At 66.7% G+C, this 24,469-nt stretch carries 24 protein-coding genes and 1 tRNA gene; 7 read left to right on the top strand and 18 right to left on the bottom strand.

Annotated elements, in window-relative coordinates; all coding sequences use genetic code 11:
* Window positions 1-237: 237 nt before the first annotated feature.
* Window positions 238-1,362 carry an FAD-dependent oxidoreductase gene (locus AC1RT8_RS03080; RefSeq protein ID WP_493074119.1) on the bottom strand — a complete coding sequence of 375 codons (1,125 nt, stop codon included), beginning with the start codon at window positions 1,360-1,362 and terminating at the stop codon, window positions 238-240.
* A 79-nt stretch (window positions 1,363-1,441) separates the two neighbouring features.
* Here AC1RT8_RS03080 and AC1RT8_RS03085 point away from each other — a divergent pair, with 79 nt between their 5' ends.
* Both AC1RT8_RS03085 and AC1RT8_RS03090 read left to right on the top strand, forming a co-directional pair.
* Window positions 1,442-1,864, top strand: coding sequence for a MarR family winged helix-turn-helix transcriptional regulator (locus AC1RT8_RS03085; RefSeq protein WP_493074120.1), 423 nt, complete (start codon window positions 1,442-1,444; stop codon window positions 1,862-1,864).
* A gap of 152 nt (window positions 1,865-2,016) precedes the next feature.
* Window positions 2,017-2,970 (top strand): amidohydrolase family protein, encoded by a 954-nt coding sequence (locus AC1RT8_RS03090; protein ID WP_493074121.1) that lies wholly within the window; start codon window positions 2,017-2,019, stop codon window positions 2,968-2,970.
* Window positions 2,971-3,112: 142 nt separating this feature from the next.
* Here the strand turns inward: AC1RT8_RS03090 and AC1RT8_RS03095 are convergent, their stop codons facing one another.
* From AC1RT8_RS03095 to AC1RT8_RS03160, 14 genes are all read right to left on the bottom strand, one after another.
* A complete protein-coding gene (locus AC1RT8_RS03095; RefSeq protein ID WP_493074122.1) occupies window positions 3,113-4,165 on the bottom strand; it encodes a Leu/Phe/Val dehydrogenase in 1,053 nt (350 codons plus the stop codon).
* A gap of 25 nt (window positions 4,166-4,190) precedes the next feature.
* A tRNA-His gene (locus AC1RT8_RS03100) sits at window positions 4,191-4,267 on the bottom strand.
* Between the two features lie 96 nt (window positions 4,268-4,363).
* The gene (locus AC1RT8_RS03105) at window positions 4,364-5,089 is read right to left on the bottom strand and encodes a type II secretion system protein N (protein ID WP_493074123.1); all 726 of its coding nucleotides are present in this window, start codon (window positions 5,087-5,089) and stop codon (window positions 4,364-4,366) included.
* Complete coding sequence (gene gspM / locus AC1RT8_RS03110) at window positions 5,086-5,565, bottom strand: type II secretion system protein GspM (protein WP_493074124.1); 480 nt, start codon at window positions 5,563-5,565, stop codon at window positions 5,086-5,088. The genes AC1RT8_RS03105 and gspM overlap by 4 nt, the downstream gene beginning before the upstream one ends.
* Window positions 5,562-6,656, bottom strand: coding sequence for a type II secretion system protein GspL (gspL, locus tag AC1RT8_RS03115; protein ID WP_493074125.1), 1,095 nt, complete (start codon window positions 6,654-6,656; stop codon window positions 5,562-5,564). The genes gspM and gspL overlap by 4 nt, the downstream gene beginning before the upstream one ends.
* Window positions 6,653-7,639 carry a type II secretion system minor pseudopilin GspK gene (gene gspK, locus AC1RT8_RS03120; protein WP_493074126.1) on the bottom strand — a complete coding sequence of 329 codons (987 nt, stop codon included), beginning with the start codon at window positions 7,637-7,639 and terminating at the stop codon, window positions 6,653-6,655. Before gspK ends, gspL begins: the two co-directional genes overlap by 4 nt.
* Complete coding sequence (gspJ, locus tag AC1RT8_RS03125) at window positions 7,629-8,318, bottom strand: type II secretion system minor pseudopilin GspJ (protein ID WP_493074127.1); 690 nt, start codon at window positions 8,316-8,318, stop codon at window positions 7,629-7,631. The genes gspK and gspJ overlap by 11 nt, the downstream gene beginning before the upstream one ends.
* Window positions 8,315-8,722, bottom strand: coding sequence for a type II secretion system minor pseudopilin GspI (gene gspI / locus AC1RT8_RS03130; RefSeq protein WP_493074128.1), 408 nt, complete (start codon window positions 8,720-8,722; stop codon window positions 8,315-8,317). The genes gspJ and gspI overlap by 4 nt, the downstream gene beginning before the upstream one ends.
* Window positions 8,722-9,132, bottom strand: a complete 411-nt coding sequence (locus AC1RT8_RS03135) for a GspH/FimT family pseudopilin (RefSeq protein ID WP_493074129.1) — start codon at window positions 9,130-9,132, stop codon at window positions 8,722-8,724. Before AC1RT8_RS03135 ends, gspI begins: the two co-directional genes overlap by 1 nt.
* A gap of 168 nt (window positions 9,133-9,300) precedes the next feature.
* A complete protein-coding gene (gspG, locus tag AC1RT8_RS03140; protein WP_493074130.1) occupies window positions 9,301-9,849 on the bottom strand; it encodes a type II secretion system major pseudopilin GspG in 549 nt (182 codons plus the stop codon).
* 19 nt (window positions 9,850-9,868) lie between these two features.
* A complete protein-coding gene (gene gspF, locus AC1RT8_RS03145) occupies window positions 9,869-11,095 on the bottom strand; it encodes a type II secretion system inner membrane protein GspF (protein WP_493074131.1) in 1,227 nt (408 codons plus the stop codon).
* Window positions 11,088-12,674, bottom strand: a complete 1,587-nt coding sequence (locus AC1RT8_RS03150) for a GspE/PulE family protein (RefSeq protein WP_493074132.1) — start codon at window positions 12,672-12,674, stop codon at window positions 11,088-11,090. Before AC1RT8_RS03150 ends, gspF begins: the two co-directional genes overlap by 8 nt.
* A complete protein-coding gene (gene gspD, locus AC1RT8_RS03155) occupies window positions 12,674-14,869 on the bottom strand; it encodes a type II secretion system secretin GspD (RefSeq protein WP_493074133.1) in 2,196 nt (731 codons plus the stop codon). The genes AC1RT8_RS03150 and gspD overlap by 1 nt, the downstream gene beginning before the upstream one ends.
* Window positions 14,866-15,729, bottom strand: a complete 864-nt coding sequence (locus tag AC1RT8_RS03160) for a type II secretion system protein N (protein ID WP_493074134.1) — start codon at window positions 15,727-15,729, stop codon at window positions 14,866-14,868. The genes gspD and AC1RT8_RS03160 overlap by 4 nt, the downstream gene beginning before the upstream one ends.
* Before the next feature lie 137 nt (window positions 15,730-15,866).
* On the opposite strand from AC1RT8_RS03160, the gene AC1RT8_RS03165 reads away from it, so the two are divergent.
* From AC1RT8_RS03165 to AC1RT8_RS03175, 3 genes are read left to right on the top strand one after another with little or no spacing between them, the layout of a single operon-like run.
* The gene (locus tag AC1RT8_RS03165) at window positions 15,867-16,550 is read left to right on the top strand and encodes a prolyl hydroxylase family protein (protein WP_493074135.1); all 684 of its coding nucleotides are present in this window, start codon (window positions 15,867-15,869) and stop codon (window positions 16,548-16,550) included.
* Between the two features lie 60 nt (window positions 16,551-16,610).
* Window positions 16,611-17,741, top strand: a complete 1,131-nt coding sequence (locus AC1RT8_RS03170) for a hypothetical protein (RefSeq protein ID WP_493074136.1) — start codon at window positions 16,611-16,613, stop codon at window positions 17,739-17,741.
* Window positions 17,741-18,631 (top strand): hypothetical protein, encoded by an 891-nt coding sequence (locus AC1RT8_RS03175; protein ID WP_493074137.1) that lies wholly within the window; start codon window positions 17,741-17,743, stop codon window positions 18,629-18,631. Before AC1RT8_RS03170 ends, AC1RT8_RS03175 begins: the two co-directional genes overlap by 1 nt.
* A 2-nt stretch (window positions 18,632-18,633) precedes the next feature.
* Here AC1RT8_RS03175 and AC1RT8_RS03180 read toward each other — a convergent pair whose 3' ends face one another.
* Both AC1RT8_RS03180 and AC1RT8_RS03185 read right to left on the bottom strand, forming a co-directional pair.
* Window positions 18,634-19,263: a Vgb family protein gene (locus tag AC1RT8_RS03180; protein ID WP_493074138.1), complete on the bottom strand. Its 630-nt coding sequence runs from the start codon at window positions 19,261-19,263 to the stop codon at window positions 18,634-18,636.
* A gap of 29 nt (window positions 19,264-19,292) precedes the next feature.
* A complete protein-coding gene (locus AC1RT8_RS03185) occupies window positions 19,293-20,513 on the bottom strand; it encodes a helix-turn-helix domain-containing protein (protein WP_493074139.1) in 1,221 nt (406 codons plus the stop codon).
* A gap of 96 nt (window positions 20,514-20,609) precedes the next feature.
* Between AC1RT8_RS03185 and AC1RT8_RS03190 the strand changes: the two genes are divergently transcribed.
* Both AC1RT8_RS03190 and AC1RT8_RS03195 read left to right on the top strand, forming a co-directional pair.
* Window positions 20,610-21,059: an SRPBCC family protein gene (locus AC1RT8_RS03190; protein WP_493074140.1), complete on the top strand. Its 450-nt coding sequence runs from the start codon at window positions 20,610-20,612 to the stop codon at window positions 21,057-21,059.
* 60 nt (window positions 21,060-21,119) lie between these two features.
* Entirely contained in the window at window positions 21,120-21,611 is a 492-nt protein-coding gene (locus AC1RT8_RS03195) for an SRPBCC family protein (protein WP_493074141.1), read from the top strand.
* Window positions 21,612-21,685: 74 nt separating this feature from the next.
* Here AC1RT8_RS03195 and AC1RT8_RS03200 read toward each other — a convergent pair whose 3' ends face one another.
* Window positions 21,686-24,403: a TonB-dependent receptor domain-containing protein gene (locus AC1RT8_RS03200; RefSeq protein WP_493074142.1), complete on the bottom strand. Its 2,718-nt coding sequence runs from the start codon at window positions 24,401-24,403 to the stop codon at window positions 21,686-21,688.
* Window positions 24,404-24,469 lie beyond the last annotated feature (66 nt).

The raw sequence follows: 24,469 nt of genomic DNA on the forward strand, positions 1-24,469 counted from the left end.
TTCGCCTTGCGCCGGCTTAGAGGAATTCTGTTGGATAGCCAGGAAGAGCGAGCCGAACAGATTCGGAAACCCGTCTGCACGAAACCTTGCATAATGTGAGAGTCGGTTAAGTAATGCTTCCGCTGTACTGAACAATAGATGCGGTCCGTCGTGCTGTAGTGTCACGTCCAATGCTCCGGATTCGCCGGCATACACCGACGGGGAGAGCATCTTACGCCGCTGTGGCGGGCGGTTGAATCAGGCCATGGGTTGGACTCGCGATCGATAATGATCGAGCACCGTCGCGACGCCACCAGTCGAAACCGTGGCGTGCAATCCTTCCGCCGCGCCTTCCGCCGCCGGGATTGCGCGTTCCGTCATGGCCGCCTCGTATCGCTCCACCACCGGCCAGCCTTCGGTCGACAGGAGCGCGTCAGCGAGATCCAGGGCGTCGGTGAGCGCCAGATTGACTCCTTCGCCTCCGAACGGGGACATCAGATGCGCGGCGTCGCCGAGGAGGGTGAGGCCCTGTCGCGTCGCCCAGCGATGGCCGATCGGCAGCGCATGCAGCGGCCGGACCGCGAGCACATCGCCGGTCTCGATCAGGGCCAGGAGCGAGGGGGCCCAACCTGCAAAGACACGCAGCATCTCGGCCCGAACCTGCTCCACTGGCAGGGCCGCCAGGGCCAAAGCCGCGATTTCGGACATGCGCGCGCCGACATAGCCGCGAATGTGGCCGTGACCGTTGCGCTGCCCGATCAGGATCCGATCGTCGCCGACCGCGAACATCTTGCCGCTGCCGACCAGCGCATCAACCCTGGGGTGGCGCTGCGTATCGAAACCCAGTTCCACCAAGGTCACCCCTTCATATTCGGGGCGGGCCGAGGACAATAAAGATCGCACCCGCGACCAGGCACCATCCGCCCCGATGACGATGTCGAACGACTCCACGAAACCGCCGGTGTCGACCTCGTACCGGCCGTCCGCGCCTGGGCGGACCGCCTCGACGCCGCTCCCCCACCGCACGGTGCCAGGCGGCAGCGACCCGAGCAGGATTCGGCGCAGCGCCGTGCGATCGATTTCCGGCCTGTCGTCGCCGGTGCCGTCGCGATCGAACAGGAGGGTGCCATCGGCATCATAGAGCCGGTCGCCCTGATCCTCGGGCCGCGCCTCGGCGGAGAATTCGCGCTCCAGCCCCGCCGCGCGCATCGCCCGCTGCCCGGTTTCGGCGTGGAGATCGAGCGAGCCACCTTGCGGCCGTTCACCGGCATGAGCGTCGCGCTCGAACACCGTGGCGGCGACGCCGCGGATGTGGAGCAGCCGGGCCAGCATGAGCCCGCCGGGTCCTCCCCCGATGATGGCAATTCGCGGATTGGTTGTCATATCGAGTCCCTTCAGATACATAGGCACCTATATATTAAATATAGGCTCCTATGCAATGCCTGACGGCGTCTGGAATCCAATGAGAACCCCGGGTCATTATTTCAGCCGGATTGCGCGCGGCCTGGCGCGCGTGGGCGATGCAAGGCTCCGCGAGCTTGGCTTCGCGACCGCGCAATTGCCGGTGCTGACGGCGCTCAAGGACGGGGCGAGGCGATCGCAGACCGAGCTGGCCCAATGGGCGAAAGTCGAACAGCCGACCATGGCGCAGCTCCTTGCCCGAATGGAGCGCGCTGGCATTATCCATCGCGAGCCCGATCCGGGCGATCGGCGCAGCAGCCTCGTCTCGCTGACCGAGGAGGCGATCGGCAAATTGCCGGCGGGTCGTGCCATTCTCGAGCAGGGGAACAGGGACGCGACGCGCGGCCTCTCGGAAGAAGAGGTCGAGATGCTGCTCGACCTGCTGCGCCGGGTCCTCGCCAATGTGGAAGCAATGGAGTCCTGATCGTCGGCCGAGAGGCCTGGCGCGCGCCGCGATCCCAGTCGGTCCTCACGACCATGACCTCCAAGGTCATTTCCCACCGCCAAGTGCCCGGATAGGTCTCGATCGCCGGCGGCACCAGGCCACCGGTTGCTGGAATCGGGAGTGAGCTTAAAATGCAGATCGGACGCAGGGGCTTTCTGAAATTGACCGCGGCCACCGTCGCCACGGTCGCGCTACCCGATGCACTGACCGCCGCCGACGCCCCCGCGGGCCCGCCGATCATCGACGTGCATATGCACGCCTATCCGGCAGGGACACCGTTCCCCAACCCGATCGTCAATCCGATCACCGGCGCAAAGAGCCCGATCCGGAACGGGGCGGATCATCTGTCGGCCTGCATCGCCGAGATGAAGCGGCACAATGTGGTCAGGGGAATCGTCAGCGGCGGCGATGGCGACCGACTGAAGGCGGCGACCGACTGGCATGATCGCGACCCCGATCGCTTCGTCGCGGGCGCAGGTATACGCGGGTCGGCAGATACGCCGCTGCCGCCGCTCGACACGCTGCGGACAGCCTTTTCCACAGGCAAGCTGCGTGTGCTCGGCGAAGTAACATCCCAATATGCCGGGCTGCCGCTCAGCGACGCGAGTTACGAGCCCTATCTCGCGCTGGCCGAGGAGTTCGACATTCCCGTGGCGCTCCACACCGGGACGATGCCTGAAGGGACGCCCTTCGACCCCTGCTGCCGGACGGCACGCGCGCGCCTCGGCAATCCCGAACTGGTCGAGGAGGTGCTCAACAGGCATCCGAAGCTGCGGATCAACCTGATGCATGGCGGCTGGCCCTATCTCGACGATACGCTGGCGATGCTGATGCTGTATCCGAATGTGAACATCGACACCGGGGCGCTCGACTGGCTGATGCCCCGCGCGCACTTCCACGATTATCTGCACAAGTTCGTCGATGCGGGCTTCGGCAAGCGCATCATGTTCGGGTCGGACCATATGTACTGGCCCGATGCGATCGGCCTCGCCATCGAGGGAGTGGAGTCAGCCGCTTTCCTGAGCGAGGAGCAGAAGCGGGATATTTTCTACAACAACGCGGTGCGGTTTTACGGATTGACGTGAGGCGAGCCACGCCGCGATCGCCCCTTATGCTCCCGCAAAGGCATGCTCCCGCGAAGGCGGGAGCCCAGACTGGGTCCCCGCCTTCGCGGGGCACAAGCTCGGTATCAAGCCGCCTGAACGAAGAATTGCGGCGGTGGCGGATTTAGCCTCGCCCGATCAGCCGCCGGGCGATCATGTCCGCCACGTCGGACGCGGGTGCGCCGGTGCGGTCGCTTTCGTCCCACACTTCGACAAGGCGATCGGGGATGCGCGCGATCCGCGCCTCGACCTCTGCCTGGTCGCCCTGGCCGAGATATTCGAGGCCGACATTGATGATGCCGCCCGCGTTGATGACATAATCCGGCGCATAGAGGATGCCGCGTTCGGCCAGGCGAGCGCCGTCGCCTTTGGTCGCAAGCTGATTGTTCGCCCCACCAGCCACGACACTGGTGCGCAACGCCGCGATCGATTCAGCTGTGAAGATCGCGCCGAGCGCGTTGGGGCTGACCACATCCGCCTCGATCCCGAGGATGGCGTCCGCCGCCGCGGTCTCGGCGCCGAGCTCGGCCGCGAGCGCCGCTGCCTTCTCGGCATTCACGTCGGCAAGGGTCAGCCGCGCGCTGTCCCTGGCGAGCAAACGGGCAAGCCCGCCGCCGACGCTGCCGACACCCTGGATCGCGACATGCACGCCCTTCATCGAGTCGGCCGAAAGGCCGCGCTTCGCCGCCGCCTTCACGCCGAGATAGACGCCCATCGCGGTGAACGGCCCGGGGTCGCCGCCCGCGCTGCCTGCCGCGACCGGCAGGCCGGAGACGTGCCGAGTCATGGTGGCGATGGTCTTCATGCTTGCTTCGGACATGCCGACATCCTCGGCCGTAACATAGCGACCGCCGAGCGACTCGACCGCGCGGCCGAACGCCTCGAGCTGCGGCACGGTGATCGAATCACCCGGATTCGCCGCAAGGACGACGCCCTTGCCGCCGCCCATCGGCAGGCCGGCCATCGCGTTCTTGAAACTCATGCCCCGCGACAGGCGCAGCGCGTCGGTGATCGCGCCGTCGCTGTCGGCATAGTGCCAGAAGCGCACGCCGCCCGCCGCCGGGCCAAGCGCCGTGGAGTGGATCGCGATGACCGCCTGAAGGCCGGAAGCCGGATCGGTGAAGAGGTGCACGCCCTCATGGTCGTCGAAATCGGGGAAGCCCCAGCCGCTGGTCACGCGATTTTCCTGGCTGATGAAAGAATGGGGCGACCGACGGGACTTGAACCCGCAACATCCGGCATCACAAGCCGACGCTCTAACCAATTGAACTACGATCGCCGCAGAGCCAGCGCCCCTAGCGGGCGAAACATGGCAGCGTCAAGATTAGCGTTTTCCCTATCGCGGCACCACCCTCCCGCGATTGCATCAACCGCGTCAGAAGCGACCCTCGATCGAAAGCGTGTAACCGGCGGGCGTCGCCTGGAAGCCGGTGAGCACGAGCTTCTCCACCGAGGCGGGGTCGCCCGGCTGTACCGTCAGTTCGCCGCGGAACCGGCCAGTGCCCCACAACCGGAGCGCGACCGTCTCGGTCCCGGCTTGGCTGGCGAGCGGCAGCAGCAGCGCGCCCGCATCGCACCGGGCGGTACCGGTCATGCCCTGGCCGAGACTGACGCCCGCCAGATCGCCCGAGATGGTCGCGCGCACGCGCCCTTCGGCCTTCTGACAATTGCCGTCCTGGAAACGGACGCTGACATCGTCGAAGTCGAGCGCCGAGACCGGCACCGGCGCGAAGACATCGCCCGCCGGGAGAGTCGCGGTGAGATCGTCGATGCCGAAGCTGTGACGGTTGACCCCGATCGCGCCGCGGAACGGCCGTGCCGCCCCCCTGCCGGGGCCCGCCAGATCGATTCGCGCCCGCCCGACGAGTAGCTGGATCGGCGACAGCCGGGCGCGCAGATCGCCCAGCGCGACGCCACCGAAGCTCGCCTCCCGCAAGGTGCCGAACCAGAGGCTCCCGCTGACCTGGCGCGCGGTGAGCCCGGTATTGCCGAGATCGAACCAGCCCATGGCAAGGCGCAGCGGCAGGAAGGCGATCAGCGCGAGCACGAAGGCAGCGCCGAAAAAGGCCCGTGGGCCGGTCGTCAGACGGATCCGCCTCATTGTCCGCGCACCTTCAGCGACACCTGCGCCGACACCGTCTTGTCGCCATTGTCGGCGGTGGACAGCGAATCGACCAGGATGCCCGCGGCCTCGAGGCCGGCGATCCAGCCGAACAACGGCCCCGGCCGCGCGGTGGCGATGGTGATCTGCACCCGATTCGGCCCATCCGGGGTGACGCTGGCCAGGGCGAAGCCGGCCTCGTTCGCGCGGTCGCGGATGACGGTTTCCAGCGCTGCTTCGAGCGGCGCGGGGCGCTGGTGCTGGATCGCGTCGACCTCCTTCACGCGGGCCTGGGTTTCCCCGAGGCGAATCAGCGCGTCGGTGTGGCGCTCCCGAGCGGAGGACAGGCCGTCGGTCACCGGGCGGATGATGCCAACCCAGAAGATCGTCAGCGCCAGCAAGGCGAACATGACCAGCAATAACCGTCGCTCGCGCAAGGAGCGCTCGGCGAACCAGAGGCGGAAACGCTCGATCATCGCGCACTCACCGTCATCTCGCCGGTCAGCCGGCCCGCGGTGGACGCGAACACGCCAGCCTTCACAACAAAGCCATAGGATTCGATCCGCGATTTGAGGTCATTCACTTGCCCCTCATTCTCGGTCGCGACCGAGACGCGCAGATCGCCATTGGCCTCGAACGAGAGCCCGCGCAGCTCGGCGCCCGCTACCGAGCGGATAGCGGCGTAGACGGCCGCAGTGGTGCGGCTGAAACCCGCCCCGCCGCCGCGCAGCCCCGACAGGCGCGCATCGAGCTGGCGATCGGCATTGTTGATCGTCTCGCCGCGCGGCAGGCCCTGGCGCGCGACCAGATCGGCCTGGCGTTCGAGCGAGTCGGCAGCGAAGCTGTATTTCATGATCTGCGCCAGGCCGATCAGCAGCGAGACGCCGAGGATCGCGACCGACAGCCAGGCGAGCCGGCGGATCAGGCCCCAGTCGATCGCGAAACGGCGGCGCCGTGCGAACGGCCCCTGCCGGAGATCGAGCGCGGGCGAGGCCAGCGCGGTGGCGATCGCGACTTCCAGCTCGTCGCGCCCGAGCACCGTCGGCGCGACCCCGCCGGTGACCAGTTCGGTAAGCCGCGCCTCATCGGCGAAACCGCTGGTCGGGCCGCGCACCACGCCCTCCCCGCCCAGATCGGCGCGGAGATAACCCTGTTCGGGCCGGGGCAGCAGCATCGGCGACGGCACCAGCATCGCCGGATCGACGCCGTGTATGGCGAGCGTATCCAACCAGGCCCGCATCTGCGCGGCGGAGACGACCGCGATCGGGCGCTCGGCAAAATCGCCTTCGCGCCCCACCGCGACGTGCAGCTCGCCGATCGGCGCGGCGCTGGCATCACCGACCAGCATCCGGGCGGCGGTCACCGCCTGGGCAGTCGAGCGATCGGGCAGTTCGGCCCAGTGAAGCGTTACCGCTTCCGCCGGGACGATGACGATCGGTGGCTCTCCCTCGGCGCCGGAAAGATCGGGCAGCCCCTCGCCGCGCGCCGCGACCGCGCCGTCGGCGATGCGCAGCCAGCGCCAGGGCGCGGTGCCCGCAGGCAGGAAGAGGGTGAGCGAATCGGTCATGACGGCTCGCCCCAGTGCCGTGAGACGAGCCGCGCGGGAAGCTCCGTCGCGTCGATCAGCGCATGTTGTTCGAGTTCGGCGCTGCCCAGCGCCACATCGACCCGCAGCTTGAACCAGCCGGTGGTGACGGCGGTCTGCGCAAAGGCGTCGGGCGGCGGGGTGATCGCGCTGAGCGACGGCAGCTTCCAGAAAGCGGAGGGGCTTTCAAAGCCATTGGGCGGGCGGCGCAGCAGCACCTGGCGGGCCGCCTCGACGGTCATGGTGTCGGGCATCAGCATCGCGAGCAAGGGTGCCTGTTCCGGGAGCAAGGTGTTGACGTTGATCTTCGAGGGCTTGGCGAGCGGTAGCGCGCAGAGCCAAGGCTGGAGCTTCGCATAGATTTGCGGTGTGACACCTGCCACCGCGCGCAGCTCGCTCGGGTCGGTCATCAGCGTGTTGGCGGTGCGATAAGGTGTCGACTGGCCGCTATAACGCGCATCCTCGGCGCCGAGATCGATCGGGCTGGTGTCGCTGTCGATCCAGTCCGAGGCAGCGGCGGCGATCGATTCGGCCGAGGCGCTGGGTCCGCCGACCAGCCGGATCAGCCGGGCGAACTGGATGCGCGACGGGGTGTAGGACGAATAGGTGTTGGGCGTGGTCTCGACCACCAGGCTGTTGAGATTGAAGCAGTTGCCGCCATCCACAACCCTGGCCGTGGCGAGGCCGCCCGGCACTGGCAGCGGGATCGCACGGCCGCTCCAGCCGCCGGCGAGCGTCACGCGGCTGTTGTCGCGCGCGAGCAGGTCGCTGACCTTGGTCAGCGCAAGCGTCTCGGCGGCGAAGCCATAGGCTCGGGCCTGGTCCATCGCGACGGCATTGCCGCCCAGCTTGGTCGCGAGGCGCAGCTTTTCCAGCGCTGTGCCGGCCAGCACCGCGATCAGGGCGACAAGCAGCAGCACCGTGAGCAGCGCCGCGCCGCGTTCGGAGGTGCGCTCAGCTCCCATCGGGCGCCTTCCGCTTGCCGTACCCCGCGCCGACCAGGAACATCTGGCGGAACTCCACACCGTCCTCGCGCAGGACGCGCATCTCCATCGCCTGGGGCAGCGCGTAGATCGGCGTACCCTGCCAGGTGTCGCTCCAGGCGCCGTTGATGCGGTAGCGCAGCGAGACCTGGCGGACATGCGTGAGCATCACCGCCGGCGCCAGAGGCTGGGCGCCGTCGAGCATCGGATAGGCGACGCGCTCGAGCGCGCCGTTGGCAACGCGGTATTCCACCTTCTGCTCGCCGGGGCGCGGGGCAGCGTCGAGATTGCTCCAGCCCGCGCGGACAAGGCGTAACATCGGCGTGGTGCCCGAGCCGGATTCGCCGGAAAAGGCGGGCATCAGATCACCGGCTTCGTTGCGGGTCTGGCGTTCAGTCGCCTGGGCGAGATCGCCCGCCAGTGCCGAGGAGAGGCGGTTGAGCGCCTGGACGTCGTCGAGCTTCCTGTCGGTCGCTGCCTGGGCCCGCACGCTGAACGACAGCAGCGACACGCCCGCAGCCGCGAGCAGGCCGAAGATCATCAGCGAGATCATGACCTCTACCAGCGTGAAGCCGTGTTCGGCGGAACGCCGAACGGGCGTGAAGCCGTGTTCGGCGGAACGCTTCACGGGGGTAAACCCTTGTTCGGTGGCGCGCTTCATGATGCAGCCCCCCCGATCGTCGCGACGCGCACCACGGTGAGATGGCCCTGGCGGCTGCCCGCGGCATCGGCGACCTGCACGTCGATGCGCAGGATGCGCGCATCGGCGGTCGGGCGGGTTTCGCGCGTCCAGCTCCAGGTCTCGCCGCCATTCTGCTCGACGCCCTTTGCGATACCGACCGGGGGCGGCTTGGCATCGGTCATCGCCTCGATCGCCACGTTGCGGGCGACCATCTGTGCGGTCAGGGTCGAATCGAGGATCGAGGTACCGCGGATCGTCGCGCCCTCCAGCCGGATCAGGGCGAGCGCGGCCAGGCTAAACACTGCCAGCGCGACCATCATCTCGATGAGCGTGAAGCCGTGTTCGGCGGAACGCCAATGAAGAATGAAGCCCCGGGCCTTCATCAGCCGCCGACCTTCACGGAGCCGTCGGGGGCAATTCTCACCGAGACCTCTTCCGCATCGCGCTTCAGCCGCACATCGAGCGGGCGATCGGCCAAGCCGGTCGTGTCGAACATGATGCGCTGACGCCCGCCGGCATCACTCACCACAGCGCGCGTGCCCCTGCCCCAGCTCGTCACGCGGAGCGGCTTCTCGGCGATCGGCGCCCAGGCGCCGCGCAGGCGCTCGTCGAAGCCGTAACCCCCGCCGGTCACCCACACGCTGACCGGCCGCGCGCCGACGATGGCAGATTGCTGCGCCGCCCGAGTCCGCGCCGCGAAGCGCGTCGCCTCGTCGAGCAGCCGCCCGCGCGGATCGGGCAGCGCCCAGACGACCGCCGCCGAGGCCAGCCCGATGATCGTGATGACGATCATCAGCTCGACAAGCGTGAAGCCGTGTTCGGCGGAACGCCGAACGGGCGTGAAGCCGTGTTCGGCGGAACGCCGAACGGGCGTGAAGCCGTGTTCGGCGGAACGCCGAACGGGCGTGAAACCGCGATCGTTGCGGCATGGCCGCGTCTCAAGGGCGAGCGCTTGGCGCAATTACTGCCAGCTGCCGATATCGGCGTCGGCGCCCTCGCCGCCTTCCTTGTTGTCGGCGCCGAGCGTCCAGATGTCGGCGTCGCCATGCTGGCCGGGCGAGGCATAGAGATAGGGTCGGCCCCAGGGATCGTCCGGCAGGCGCTTGATATAGCCGCCGCGCTGATATTTCGACGGATCGGCGCCGGCGGGCGCGGAGACCAGCGCCTGCAGGCCCTGAGACGTCGACGGATAGACGTCGTTCTGCAGCTTGTAGGTGTCGAGCGCGCCCTCGATCGTCGAGATATCGGTCTTGGCCTTGATGACCTTGGCCTTTTCGCCGCTGGGAATGACGTTGACCGCGACGATCGTCGCGAGCAGGCCGAGAATGACGATCACGACCATCAGTTCCACGAGCGTGAAGCCGTGTTCGGCGGAACGCCGAACGGGCGTGAAGCCGTGTTCGGCGGAACGCCGATCGGGCGTGAAGCCGTATTCGGCGGAACGCCGAACGGGAGTGAAACCCTCTTCGCGGTGGCGCTTGCGGGTGGCGGGTTTGCGGGGGGTGTTCATGGCAGTCCTCATCATGGCCTCATTGGCCGGCGAGCGTGTTGAGCTGCAGGATCGGCAGCAGGATGGAGAGAACGATGGTCGCGACGATTCCGCCCATCAGCACGATGATCGCCGGCTCGAGCAGCGACAGCGCAGTGGCGGTGAAGCGGTCGAACTCGCGCTCGAGATAGTCGGCGGCGCGTTCGAGCATGTCGTCGAGCTGCCCCGCCGTCTCGCCCGAAGCGGCGAGATAGGTCAGCAAGGGCGGGAACACCCCGGCGCGGCGCATCGCGGCCGAGAGGCTGCCCCCACCGCGGATCGATTCGACGATCTCGTCCGAGGCGAGCCGGAGGCGTCGGTTGTGGATCGTGCCGGCGGTGAGTGTCAGCCCTTCGAGCAAGGGCAAGCGGCTGGCGACCATCGTCGCGAGCGTCCGCGCCATGCGGGCGGCGTGGAGATCGCGGATCAGGCGGCCGAGCAGCGGCAGCTTCAGGATCCAGCTGTCGAAGGCGAGCCTGATGCCCGGGTCCTTCAGCGCGCGCCATATGCCCAGACCGATCACCGCGAAGCCCATCAGGATCGCCCACCAATAGCCGACGAGCACCGCGGAGATGCCGATCACGATCCTGGTCAGCAGCGGCAGTTCCTGCCCGACCGTGTCGAACTGCTCGACCACCTGCGGCACGACGAACATCATCAGCGCCGTCACCACGCCCATCGCGACCACGGCGAGCACGGCGGGATAGGCGAGCGTGGTGATGATCTTGCTGTTGATCTCGGCCTGGCGCTCGAGCAGAACCGACAGGCGTTCCAGGATGATCGGGAGCGAGCCGGAGCGCTCGCCGGCCGAGACCATCGCGCGGTAGAGCGGCGGGAAGCTTTTTGGCTCGCGGCCCATTGCCTCGGCGAGGCGGCGGCCTTCGACCACACCGGCATGGACCGCCGAGACGATGGTGCGCACCGTCTCCTGCTCGGTCTGGCGGGTGATGGTGCGGAGCGATTCCTCCAGCGGCGAAACGCGGTTGAGCGTGGCGAGCTGACGAGTGAACAGGGCGAGCTGTTTCGAGCTCATCTTCTTCGAGCCGAAGCGCAGATCGGCAAGCAAGGGCTTGCCGCGCGGAGCCGGGCCCGACCCGGCCTCGACCTTCACGACATAGAGGCGTTTCCGATCCAGCAGGACGCGCGCGTCGTCGATCGACTCGGCAGCGATATGCCCCCGCGTCTCACGACCGCGCGTGTCGATTGCCAGATAGTCGAAATCAGCCATTCGTCGGCGCGTCCACCACCAGCGGCGCTTCGACATCGGCCATGTCGCGGCGCGAGACGCGCACGGCTTCCTCGGGCGTGGTCAGGCCTTCGCGCACCAGCTGGCGTGCGGCGGAGCCGAGATTGGGCGAATGCAGGAAGGCATGACGGGCGATGATCGCCTCATCGCCGCCGTCATTGATCAGGCGGCGGATCGTCTCGTCGACGCGGATCGCCTCGAACACGCCGATCCGACCCTTGAAGCCCGAGCCCTGGCACTGCTCGCACCCGACAGGCTCATAAACCACGGCGCCGACATCGAAGCCGAGCAGTGCCGAGACCGAGCCGCTGGCCTGGACCGGGCGGCGGCAATGCTCGCACAGCTTGCGGACGAGGCGCTGCGCGATCACCGCGCGGAGCGTGGATGCGAGCAGGAACGGCTCGACCTTCATGTCGCGCATGCGGGTGATCGCACCGACCGCGTCATTGGTGTGGACGGTCGAGAGCACGAGATGGCCGGTCAGCGACGCCTGGACCGCGATCTCGGCGGTCTCGCGGTCGCGGATTTCGCCGACCATCACCACATCGGGATCCTGGCGCAGGATCGCGCGCAGGCCAGCGGCGAAGGTCAGGCCGACCTTGGGGTTCACCTGGGTCTGGCCGATGCCGTCCATGGCGTATTCGACCGGATCCTCGACCGTCAGGATGTTGCGGCTGCCGTCGTTGAGCAAACGAAGTGCCGCGTAAAGCGTGGTGGTCTTACCCGAGCCGGTGGGGCCGGTGACGAGGATGATGCCATTGGGTTCGGACAGCGCACCCTTCAGCATCGTGTTGATCGCATTGGTCATGCCGAGCACATCGAGGGTGATTCCGGCATTCTCCTTGTCGAGGATACGCAACACCACGCGTTCGCCCGCGCGGCTCGGCAGAGTCGAGACACGAACGTCGAGCAGCTTGCCACCCAGGGTCAGACCGATACGACCGTCCTGCGGGATGCGCCGCTCCGCGATGTCGAGGCGCGCCATGACCTTGACGCGGCTGACCACCACGGGCGCGACATGCGGCGGCATGCGCAATGTCTCGCGCAGCACGCCGTCGATGCGCATGCGCACGACCAGGCCGGTCTCATAGGGTTCGATATGGATGTCCGACACGCCGTTGCGCGCGGCATCGGCGATGATGCCGTTGATCAGGCGGATCGCCGGCGCATCGTCCGCGGTGTCGAGCAGGTCGTCCGCAGTCGGCAGATCACCGGCGAGCAGGTCCAGCTCGTCGCCCAGCCCCAGCGTGCCGGCGGCCACCGCCGCGGCCTGGCCGTCCATCGCGTAGCGATCGGACAGGAGGCGGTCGAAATCCTCGGGGGTCACGAAGCTGACGTCGAACGGCCGGGCAAGATGGCGGCGTAGCTCGAGCAGGACCTTCGGGTCCGACCCTTCGCGCATCGCGATCGACAAATGGCTGCCCTCGCCGATCTCCAGCGCGACGCCGAAGCGCCGGGCGAAACCATAGGGGATCGCGATCATGCGATCGGGCAGTGCGCTGCCCTCAGCCAGGACCAAGGGCTCCACTGCATCCTCCGGATTGCCTGGGGCGATCTGCATCACTTGTCCCTCGGCCGTATGACTTTGGTCGAATTGCGCATCACTGGAACCGCGACACGCGGATCCTCGATCCCGCCCGGCGTCCCCGCCGCCGGCAGCGGTGCGGCGGCCCCCATATAGTCGCGCACCAGCTGATCGATGCTAGGCTCGGAATCGGGATTCTGCCCCGCCTGCTGGAGGCGCAGATAGCCATAGCGCCGCTCCGCCACCTTGCGGCTGTCCTCGGGGGTGCGCAGCACGGTCGGGCGGATGAAGATCATCAAATTGGTCTTGGTCCGCTGCTTCGCCTTGGAGCGGAATAGCTGGCCGAGGCCAGGAATATCGCCGAGCAGCGGCACCTTTTCGATCGTGCGCCGCTCGTCGTCGCTGAGCAGGCCGCCGATGATCGCGATCTGGCCGTCGTCGACGGTGAGCGTGGTCTCGACCTCGCGCTTGTTGAGGATCAGGTCGCTATTGTCGCTCGAGACCGGCCCCGCGATGCTGCTGACCTGCTGGTGCAGGAACAGCTTGATCGCGCCGGAGGAATTGACCTGCGGCCGCACCTCGAGCTGGATGCCGACATTCTCGCGCTGCACGGTGCGGAAGGCATTGTCGAAATTGGTCGAGAGCGCCTGGCCGGTGGTGATCGGGATCTCCTGGCCGACGAGGATGCGCGCCGGCTGGTTGTCGAGCGTGGTCAGCGACGGCGCCTGGAGCAGGTTCGACGTGGTGTCGGACTTCACCGCGCTGATGATCGCGCCGAAGATCGCATCCTTGCCGATGTTGAACGCGCCGCCGCCAAAGCCGCCAGATGCGCCCAGGATCGAATTGAGCGCCGATTGCGCGAGCGAGTCGCCGACGGCGCTGCCACTCGTCGTCACCGTCGTGGTGCCGTTCACCGTGGTGGTGGTGGTCGCAAGCTCGCGTGCGCCGATCGCGCCGGCGATGGTCAACAGGTTCGGCGCTGAATTGCTGTAGGAGGTGGCGAAGGTCGGCACCCCGCTGCCCGGCAGGCCGGCGAGCAGGAACTGGACGCCGAGCTTGCTCGCCGTCGCATCGGAAACCTCGGCGACGATCGCTTCGACCAGCACCTGCTCGCGCCGCGTGTCGAGCTGGCGGACCACCTCGGCAAGCTGACGCTGCACTTCGGCGGGCGCCGCGATGACGATGGCGTTGGCGCCGGTGAAGCGAGTCACCACCGCAGCGGTGCGGCCACCCTCGGCGACGATCGCCGGCTGGCCGGTGCCGCCGCTGACCGCGGCGGGCGCGGCCTGCTGCATGGGCGCGGGCGTGCTCGATGTCTGGCTGTCGTTATTGCCGGTGCCGCCGAAATTGGAGCGCGAGAGGGTGTTGCTCTGAGTCGGCTGGCTTGGCGTCTGGCCGACGAGCTGCTGCAGCACGGGCAAGAGCTGCTCGGCATCGGCATTTTCGAGGAACACGACCTTGATCTCGGTGCCGTTCTTGGCGCGCCGGTCGAGATCCTCCGCGACCGAGGCGAGACGCGCCACCGACGCCGGATCGCCGCGCAGCGCGACCGAGTTCGAGCCGACGATGGCGACGACGCTGACGCTCTGGCCGCCTCCAGGCGCAGCGCCCTGCCCGCCCGCACCGACCAGCGCCTGAAGCGCGGTCGCGATCTCGCGCGCGCCGGCATTCTTCAGCGCGATGACCCGGGTCGAATTATTGTCGGTATCGATCCGGCGCAGCACCTCGCGGACGCGCCGCACATTGTCGGCGAAATCGACGATCACGACCGAATTGCCGCCGCGATTGGCGGTGACCGACCCCTGGGCGCTGACCAGCGCCCGGACGGTGTCGACGGCGGACGCAGCATCGATCGCCCGCAGCCGGACGATTTCGGTGACCAGGCTGTTGCGTGCCGCGCCGGCCGATCCGATCCGGCTCGGCTGGGACGCGGAATTGTCGCTCGGCTGGATGCGGAACGCGCCGTTCGAGGTCGGCACCGCGACCAGGCCGTTGGCGCGCAAGGTCGACAGGAACACCTCAAAATATTCGGAGCGCGACAGCGGCCGGTCGGTGACGACGGTCACCTTGCCCTGGACCCGGGCGTCGATGATGAAGGTCCGCCCCGTGACTCGCGCGGCATCGGCGATGAAGGCGCGGATATCGGCATCGCGCACGTTCATCGTCGTCTGCGCGGAAACCGTGCCGACCAGCACGGCCGCGAGGACGGGAGCAAGAATCAGCTTTTTCATTGGCCCGCGATCGTGATGGTGAGGGAAAGGGTGTCGTTGCCGCGCTCGACCGTGACGGGGACGCTGCCGCCCCTGCCGATCTGCGCGCCGAGTTGTTCCATATCGCCCTGGCCCGTCACCGCGCGACCGTTGATCGCGGTGATGACATCGCCTTCGCGCAGGCCGGCCTGGCGGAAGGCGGCGCCCGAACCCTGCGGGCGCACGACCAGGCCGCTGATCTTGCCGCCGTCGACGCGGGGAATGAAGCCGATATCGGCGCGAAGCTGGGCCGGCGACAAGCCGGCTTTAGGGCCGGGTGCATTGGGGGGAGCGTTGGGCGGTGCCGGCAAACCCGGAATGAGCGACGGCGTGGTGCCGGATGGCGGCGGCGCGACAGGCTCGACCGCGCCGCTCTGGTCGAGGAACAAATCCTCGGCGGCGCCACCGCGATCGATCGTGACATGGTCGAACGCCACGGCCTTGAGCCGTACGCCCGGGCTGATCTCGTCGCCCACGGCAAAGCTCTGCTGGACACCGTCGGGGCCGGCGATGATCGCCGAGCCGCCGCCCATCGCCTCGTTCACCCGCGTGCCGAACAGGCTGAGCTGGAGCGAGGTCACCACGACCGTCTTGTTGTCGCCTCCGCTCAGCCGGAAGAAGGGATCGAAGCCCTGCAAGACCGCGGTCGGCGAACCGGAAAAGCCCGGCCGCACCGGCTGCCACGGGCCGAGCGCGCCGACGGGCGTGACCAGCACCCAGAACAGCCGGGCACACTGCACCGCAAGCGCCACAAGCAGCACCAGCTCGAGCGCCGTATAGACGTTGGTACGGGGCAGCCGCCGCAACAGCGCGCGTGCCCGCGCATCCAGAACCAAACGCATGCGGAAAAATCCCCGATCGCGAACCTGCTAGGCGGCGATTGTTACAGTCGTAGGTCGCTCCTGTGAACCTTCCGAGACACGACATGTATAGGTTGTCATGCTGGAAAAGCCCCGCGGTTTTTGGCATCAGCGCCGCCATGGCCGATACCCCCGAAACGACCACCCTGCCCCACCCATTCGGGTCGGGCCTTCCGTCGGAAGGACTGACCGCGCATCTCACCGGCAAGCCGGGCGTGCAGCGCGTGCCGAGCCCGAAGCTGATCCTGTTCCTGCGCCGCGCCTTCCTCGATCCCGAAACCTGCGCGGCGGTGATCGCGCGGATCGATTCGACCCGGCGGCCATCGACCATTTCCGATGACAATGGCGACGCCGCCTTCCGGACCAGCGAGACCTGCGATCTCGACCCGCTCGATGCAGTGGTGGCCGAGGTCGAGGCGAAGATCATGGCCTTTACCGGCCTTGACCCGGTCTTCGGCGAGCCGATGCAGGGTCAGCGCTATGCGGTTGGCCAGGAGTTCAAGGGCCATACCGATTATTTCGAACCGTCGGGTGTGGACTATGAGCGCTATTGCGGCGTGGCCGGCAACCGCACCTGGACGGTGATGATCTATCTCAACGAGCCCGAGGCAGGCGGTGCGACCCGATTCAAGACCATCGACAAGATCGTCCAGCCGGAGACGGGCAAGCTGCTGGCGTGGAACAACCGGCGGCCCGACGGCAGCCTGAACCCCGCTACGATCCACCAGGGGATGAAGGTGCGCAGCGGCGTGAAATATGTGATCACCAAGTGGTTCCGGGAAAAGCCCTGGGCTTGGGCGTAGGAGAGCGTTCAGACCGGAGCGATTTACGCAATGCGAACCTCCGCCATCTAGGACGCTCCCATGAACGACGCGCTTCCCGCCTATACCCAGGCCGCCATCAAGGCCGAGCTGTTGGCCGCCGGAGTCTCGGGCACGATCTATGCGCTCGTAATGCCCGAATCGGAGGCTGCGCTCGCGCGGGTCGTCGATGGTTGCGACCGGGCGGATTTGCTCGGCGATCCTGCCGCCCTCGACTCGGCTCGGCGCAAACACTGGCTCGACCTGTATCGCGAGCCGTGGACTCAGAAGCAGGACGCGATGCACGAGGAGTATTTCGACCGCTGGCTCGCCTGGTCGGCACCAGTCGTGAGCGTCGACGCCGCAGCGTTTCCGAGCCGTTATCCTACTGCGGGGGCAAGCGAGGGCATCTACAAGCTGATGGCCGAGCATGCCGCCACCGTGCGGGCATCCGGTGGTACGCCCAGCCTGCACGTCTTCGATGGCGAATATGAGGGCTTCACAGCATTCGCGGCGGCGCTCGCCCTGCCCTTGGTGCGGCACCGACGTGATGAATGGCGAACGGTACCCGGCAACGTTCCCGCCGATGCGCAGTTCTGGATCAGCCAGCCTTCGGCGATCGATGGACAGGTCTGGGCGCATTTTCCGGACTTCGTGGCCCAGATGGCAATCGACGCGCCCGACGCCCTGGTCATTCCCGATCTCACTTATGTCGGCAGCGTCGCGCGGGACTATCTCGTGCCGCTCGATTTCCCCAATGTCCCCGCGTTCGTGATCAGCCATTCGAAACCGTTCGGCGGCTATTATCACCGCGTGGGAGGGGTCTTCTCGCGACGCGAAAGCGCATCGCTGTTCGGCAACAAATGGTTCAAGAATCTCCAGTCGCTTGCCTGGGGCGTCGAGATGATGGCGCGTCACCATGTCTTCGACCTGCCGAGGCGATATCAGGCGGTACAGGCTGCGGCTTGTGCCAGGGTCGCTGAGCGGATTGCCATTCCCGGCCTGCGTCCGGCCGATGTCCTTCTGCTGGCGACGGCGCCCCCACCCCTGTCCCCGTCGCCGCTGGTGGCCAGCGTCCTTCGAGGCGAAGGCAGCGACCGTGTCGTACGGCTGTGCCTGACTCCTACCATGACGGTCATGATCGACCCGGCGATGGCGCCGCGGATGGCGGCAACGCTCGCCGGAGGCGACTGATGCGTCGCGACAGCCTGCGCCTTCTGGTCGAAGCGGACGAAATCCACGCGTTCGTCGACAGTTTGTGGAGCGATGGTCCGATCCGCCGCTCGCACCGCGACGGCGGGTTGATCCACCGGCTGGTCGATCGCTTCGCCCGGGTGCCACGCCTGTTCTATGAAGCGTCCGACCAATATCATGAATGGACGCATTTCTCGCCGTGGTGGGGCGCGATCCTGTTGTGCGACTACGACAATCCGGCGATCCGCGATCTGCGCTATCTGCACGAGATCTATCACGCCGCGACAATCCCGCATGTCGCGGGGTTGAACCAGGCGGCGATGGCGCAGCGCAGTTTCCAGAACGAGCGCGAGGCGAGCACCTTTACCGAGATCGCGATTTACCTCGAATTTCCCGAACTCCGCCTGACGAGCTTCCCCCATCCGATCTTCGCCGACCGGTTGATCTTCCCAACGGGTGACCTGGCCACGCCGGACGCGACGCTGGTCGATCGGTGGCGCACCGAGCGAAGCCAAGTGTTCCAGGAATTGATGTACAAGCGGCTTCAGGTCGTTCTTGCCGCGCCGGACGAGATCGACCGGAAGGACCCCCAATTGGTGTGGCTGCGCCGCTATGCCGAGCAGGGTGCGGCATGGAGCGATGTCTGGGCGGAACGGCACGGGCAGGTCGATGCTGCGATGATCCGCCTGCGCGATGCGTCGCGTACGAACGGCCGTCACGATGCAGCCCAACGCCATCTCGACTGGTTGCTGTCGGCCGACATCGCCCAAGGCAGCGACATTCCCTTTCCCCGCGAAGCGCTGCGCTTCCGAACCAAGTTCGACGAACTGCTGCGGAGCTATGACCAAGCCATGGAGCGGGCAGACTACACCGCCATCCGGCATCTCTAACTTTATCCGGGCCGGCGAACCGCGCGCACCGTGCCGCTGTCGCCCCCTCCGCAGAAGAACCGGTCGCTACCATATTCGAGGCCGGAAACCATCGTTCCCGAGGGCATCTCGATCCGTTCCAGAACCTCACCCGTTTCAGGGTCGATACGCCGCAGGTCGCTGTCGTCGCCTTCCCAGGTGCCATGCCAGAGATCGCCATCGGCCCAGGTCACGCCGGTGACGAAGCGATCGGATTCGATGCTGCGCAGGACCTTGCCGCTTTCCGGATCGACCTGATGGATCTTCCGGGCGCGATACTCGCCGACCCACAGGATTCCTTCGGCAAAGGCGAGCCCCGAATCGCCACCGGCGCCAGGCGCGGGGATCGTCGCGAGCACCCTGCCCGTCTTCGGATCGATCTTCTGGATGCGGTCTTCGGCGATCTGGAAGAGGTTCTCGCCGTCAAAAGCGGTTCCGGCATGCGCGGCGACATCGAGCGTCCGGACGATCTCCCCGCTCGCCGGATCAAGCGCGTTCAGCCTGTCGCTGGCCGCAAACCAGACATTCTTGCCATCATAGGAAACGCCGTTCACGGCCTCCACGCCCGGAAAAGGGCCATATTCGCGAACGATTTCAGCTGCCGACTGTCTCATCTGCTTTTCCTTTGCCGTACCCGAGCGGATTAGCTGCCCGGCAGCGGACCTGGGAGCAACAAACTTGTCGTGAAACCGGTGGGCGGCGGGGCGACCCAGCGGCAGGCCCGTCCGCCACCATAGGGCTGCGCCTTGCCAGCCGCCGCGAGCCCGTCGAGCGCCCGCTGAACCGTGCGCTGGCTCATATCCAGTGCCATCGCCAACGCCGAACTCGACCATGACTCGCCGTCGGCCAGGAGCGCGAGCACGGCGGCATGTTCCTCGTCGACCGGCGGCGCCAACACCATCGTCTCGCGCCCGCGATGCGGCACGAGTGTGAAGCCCTGCCGAGTCGCGACGATATCCGCGAACGCGCCGATCTCCTGACGCAACCGGCCGATCTCTACGCGCAATCGGGCGCGATGCGATTCGTCGGCCTCCTTCGCGCGAAAGGCCTCGCGAACCAGGGCATCCCGGGTGACGTCGCCCGGCCATGCTTCCGCGAGCGCGCGGGCGAGCGCGAACAGGACCGGGCGCGTCGCAAGCGAGACCTTGGCTTCGCCCTGCCGCACGACATAGCGGCAGGCATCGACGACAAGCATGTCCGTCGCGAACAGCGCTTCGACATCCTCGAGCAGCAGCAACCGCTCCTCTCCCTGCGCGATGCGCCGCGCCGCCGGCGTGTCGAGCAGGCGGGAAGCCTTCTCGACTTCGGCCCTCAGCGCGGGAATGAGCGCGTAGCGCGCGGCCTGCCGGGCCCTGGCCAGCGCGGCACGCGCCGTGGCGGTATGGAGCCGGCGCATCGCGATTCCCGCGATCACCAGCTCGTGCGCCGCGCGCGAGGCTGGCGGGAAAGGCCGCGGATCGAGATCGGCCAGCGCCTGCTCGGCCTCACCGAGGCGACCGATCAGGACGAGCCGACGAATCTGGAGATGTCCCGCATGCGCGGCGTTCAGCATGTCGCCGCGCGCTGCCAGCGTGGCGCGCGCGGCCGCGAGAGTCTTTGCGGGCCAGCCGAGATCGCGCGATACCAGGGCGATCTCGGCCTGCGCCACGATGCACCTTGCGCGCGATACGGCTTCCTTCGGGCCGAAGGCGCGTTCCGCCCGCTTCAGCAATATCTTCGCCCGGTCGAGTTCGCCAAGCTGCGCCATGGCGATGCCGCGAAGCGCGAGGGCCGGCGCGTCCTCGCGCAACGCCACCCGCTTCAGCGCCCCGAGGAGATCGCCGGTCGCCAGCGCGCGCGCCGCCGCGGTGATCAGCGAGTCCATTCAAATCCCGCCACGATTGTAACTCTCACCCATCGCGCATCTCGCCCTACTCGATCGGTCAGCCGCATGACGGCCCGAACCCGAAGGAGATTTGAAATGCCCGATATTCTGCACAAGGTCGCGATCAAAGCGTCGCCGGCCGAAACCTACAAGGCGCTTGCCACCCTGGACGGCCTGGCCGGCTGGTGGACCGATGACACCAAGGGCGACAGCGGTGCCGTCGGCGGCGTCATCCACTTCCGCTTCGCCGATCGCGGCTTCATCGACATGAAGATACTCGAGCTCGATCCGGGCAAACGCGTCCTGTGGGAAGTGGTCGCCGGGCCGGACGCGTGGATCGGCACCAGGGTGAGCTTCGACCTTGCCCAGGACGACGACTTCACCATCGTCCTGTTCAAGCATGAGGGCTGGAGAGAGCCGAGCGAGTTCATGCATCATTGCACCACCAAATGGGCGATGTTCCTGATGAGCCTCAAGGCATCGGTCGAGACGGGAACCGGCGCGCCTTTCCCCAACGACGTCCATATTTCGAACAAGGGCGACTGACCTGGGGCCGGCGATGCCGGCCCCCTTTTCACCAACATCATTCAGCAATGGAGACACATCATGACCGATCGCAATTTCACCACCCGCTTCACGGTGGACCAGAGCCCCGACGCCGTCGTCACGGCGATCAACAATGTACGCGGATGGTGGTCCGAGGGCATCACCGGCCAGGCCGACACGGTGGGCGACAGGTTCACCCACAGCGTGCTCGACCTGCACCGGTGCGACCTGATGGTGACCGAGATGGTCCCGGGCAAGAAGGTGGCCTGGACCGTGCTCGACAATCATTTCAGCTTCACCCGGGACTCGACCGAGTGGAAGGGCACCGACATCGTCTTCGACATCGCGCGCACGGACGACGGGACCGAAGTCCGCTTCACCCATGTCGGGCTCGTTCCCGAATATGAATGCTACGATATCTGCATGGACGGCTGGACGACCTATATCGCCAGCCTTCGCGATCTGATCGCGACCGGCAAGGGTGAGCCCAATGTCGGCGAGGCCAAAACCGGGAGCGAGGTGGCGCTCGCCGAGGCGCAAGCCGCTGGCTAGGCATCGACCAGCACAAAAAGAGCCCCGGCCGCGCCGTAACGCGACCGGGGCCAGCTTCCCCCTTTATCCCGTGATCAGAAGTTCACGCCGATCCCCAGCGAGAACTTCGTACCGACATCGTAGCGGTTGTAATAGATTCGGTTGTCACCCAGCTCCTGGAACTCCTGATACTTGGTCCCCAGGATATTGCGCGCGGTGAATTTCAGTTCGGTATCGAGCCCGAACAGCTTCACGCCCTGACGCGCGACGAAGTCGAAATCGACGCCCGGCTGCTCGTAGATATCCGGCTGGCCCGAGGGACCGCGGCTGGTCACGCGCTTGCTGGCATAGTTCACTAGGAAGGTGAATTGCGACAGCTTGTCCTTGTCCTCGATGCCCAGCTGGAAGTTGATCAGATGCTCCGACTGGCCGGTCATCGGCGCGCCGTCGCGAAAGAAATTGGCGGCGGCGAGCGGCACGCCGTTCACGACCGTGAGGTCGCCTGCCTCGACCTTCAGCTTCGATTTCGACCAGGTGTAGTTCGCGATCGCCACGAGGCGGCGGCCGGAGAAGAAATTGCCGCCGAACCAGTCCGCCAGCTCGAAATGCTTCTGCGCCTCGAACTCGGCACCGTACAAGGTCGCCTCAGGCGCATTGGCGAAGCTGGTGTTGACCGACCCGTCCGAGTTGAAGGACGAGAAGGCCTCGATCGGGCGATCGATCTTCTTGTAGAAGCCGCCCAGCATCAGGCGCTGGTCGCGCCCGAAGAACCATTCGTAGCGTGCCTCCGCATTGGTCAGCTTGCTGTCCACCAGCGAGGGGTTACCGCGGAACTGGCGGTTCGAGTCGGTGTCGAGATAGATTTGCGACACGAGTTCGCGGAACTGTGGCCGGGCGATGGTCTTCGACGCGCTCGCCCGCACCTGCATGTTGTTGGCGACTTCCCAGGTCACCGTCCCGGCCGGCAGCCAGTAATCATTCTTCAGATTGGTCTCGACGATCGCCGTGCTGACCGTGCCGAACAGGTTGATCGGCAGCACCGTCTGCTTGGCCTTCTCGTAGCGCACGCCGATGTCGAACTTCAGTCCGGGGATGACCTCAGCCTTGAGCTGGCCGTAGCCGGCATGGGTGAGAAGCTTGGCCTCGAACGCCGCGGTACCCGCCGAGCCGGAGGTTTCGAGCAGGACGATGTCATATGCCTGGATCGTATAGTCGGACAGCAGATAGTCGGGGCGCAACTGGCGCACGCTGATCGGCAGGTTCGAACCACGATAGGTGAAGTCGCGACGGGTCGAGGTGCGATCGGTATTCGAATAGGCATAGCCGACCGTGGCCGTGATACCCGGCGTGATCTTGTAGGACACATCGGCGCCACCCGAGTAGAGATTCTCGTTCAGGTCGCTGAACGATACCGAGGCGGTACCTTCCTGGTTGTTGCCGCCCAGATCGTTGACGAACTTGTTGCCCGTCGGATCTGAGGTCAGCGGCTGGTTGGTGCGGACATAGGTGAAGCTGCGCTCATAGGGTGCCTCGCGCTGCGTGTTCGCGTAACCGCCGCGCAGGTCGATGCTGAGCTTGTCGAAGCGGAACTCGCCGGTGAGCTGGGTGTCGATCAGCTGCCGCTCGTACCAGCCCGTGTCCTGGACCATCAGGTCGCGATTGGCCGAGATGAAGCGGTTGCCGACGCCGAGCCGCGCCTGTTTGAGGGTGTCGCGAATATAGAGGTTGGTCCAGCGGATCTTGTTCTCGTCGAATTCGAGGCCAAGACCGAGCAGGCCGCTGGCGACGACGCGATTGTCGGTGATCACGCGATTGAAATTATTGTCCGGCACCGACAGGTCGGCCGCACCGGCGGTCTGCTGCAGCGACTGGCGGGTGCGCCAGGTGTTGCTGAGGCTGGCCGAGGCGATCACACCGAGCAGCGTGTCGCCGAGATTGATCGAGGCGCCGCCCGACACGTCCCCCGAGAAATTGACCGGGATATCGTCGTTGCGCTGCAGGACGGTCGTGCGCGCATTCGCCAGGCTGGAGGCGAGCAGGCCGATCTGCTCGACCGAATAGTCCGAGCCGACGGTGATCAGCTTCCCGCTGTTCAGCGCGTCCTTGAAGTTGGTCGGGAGCGTGCGCGTCCCGTTGTCGAAACCGGTCCAGTCAAGGCGGCTGCCGGCATAGGTATAGCCGAGCTGCATGGTGGTGACGGTATCGCCGCTGACCGACGTGCCGATCGACAGGAAGGCATCGCGCGGGATCGCCTTGGTCGTCAGGTTGACGACGCCGCCGCCGAACTCGCCGGGGAAATTGACCGAATAGCTCTTCTGCACATAGGAGGAGGCGATCACGCTGGTCGGGAAGATGTCCAGCGGTACGACGCGCTTGAGCGGCTCCGGGCTGGGCAGCGGGGAGCCGTTGAGCAATGCCAGCGAATAACGGTCACCGAGGCCGCGAACATAGACATAGCCGTTGCCGACGACGCTGAGGCCGGTGACGCGGGTCAGCGCGCCGGCGATATCGCCCTCGCCCGTCCGCGCGATGTCGGCGGTCGACAGCACCGAGGCGACCTGCGGCGTGGCGCGCACGACATTGGGCACGTTGCGGCCCACCACGACGATGTCGGGGCCGGCATCATCGCCGCCGCCCGGGATGGAGACGTCGGCTTGCTCTTCCTGCTGCGGCGTCGGATCTGCGGCGGTCGCGGGGTCGGCCGCGGGCGTGGAACTCTGCGTCGCGCCTGGGACCGTCTGAGCGAAAGCCGCCGGGGACACGAGAGCGGTGGAAACGAGGAGCAAGCTCGCCAGGCTGAGCGGCTTCGACATGTATTATCCCCCGGGGTAGATTACTTGGAAACGACGGGGCGGCGCACCGGCGCCGCCCCGTTTGAA

The sequence above is a fragment of the Sphingomonas sp. GW821-FHT10F11 genome (genome assembly GCF_058809095.1).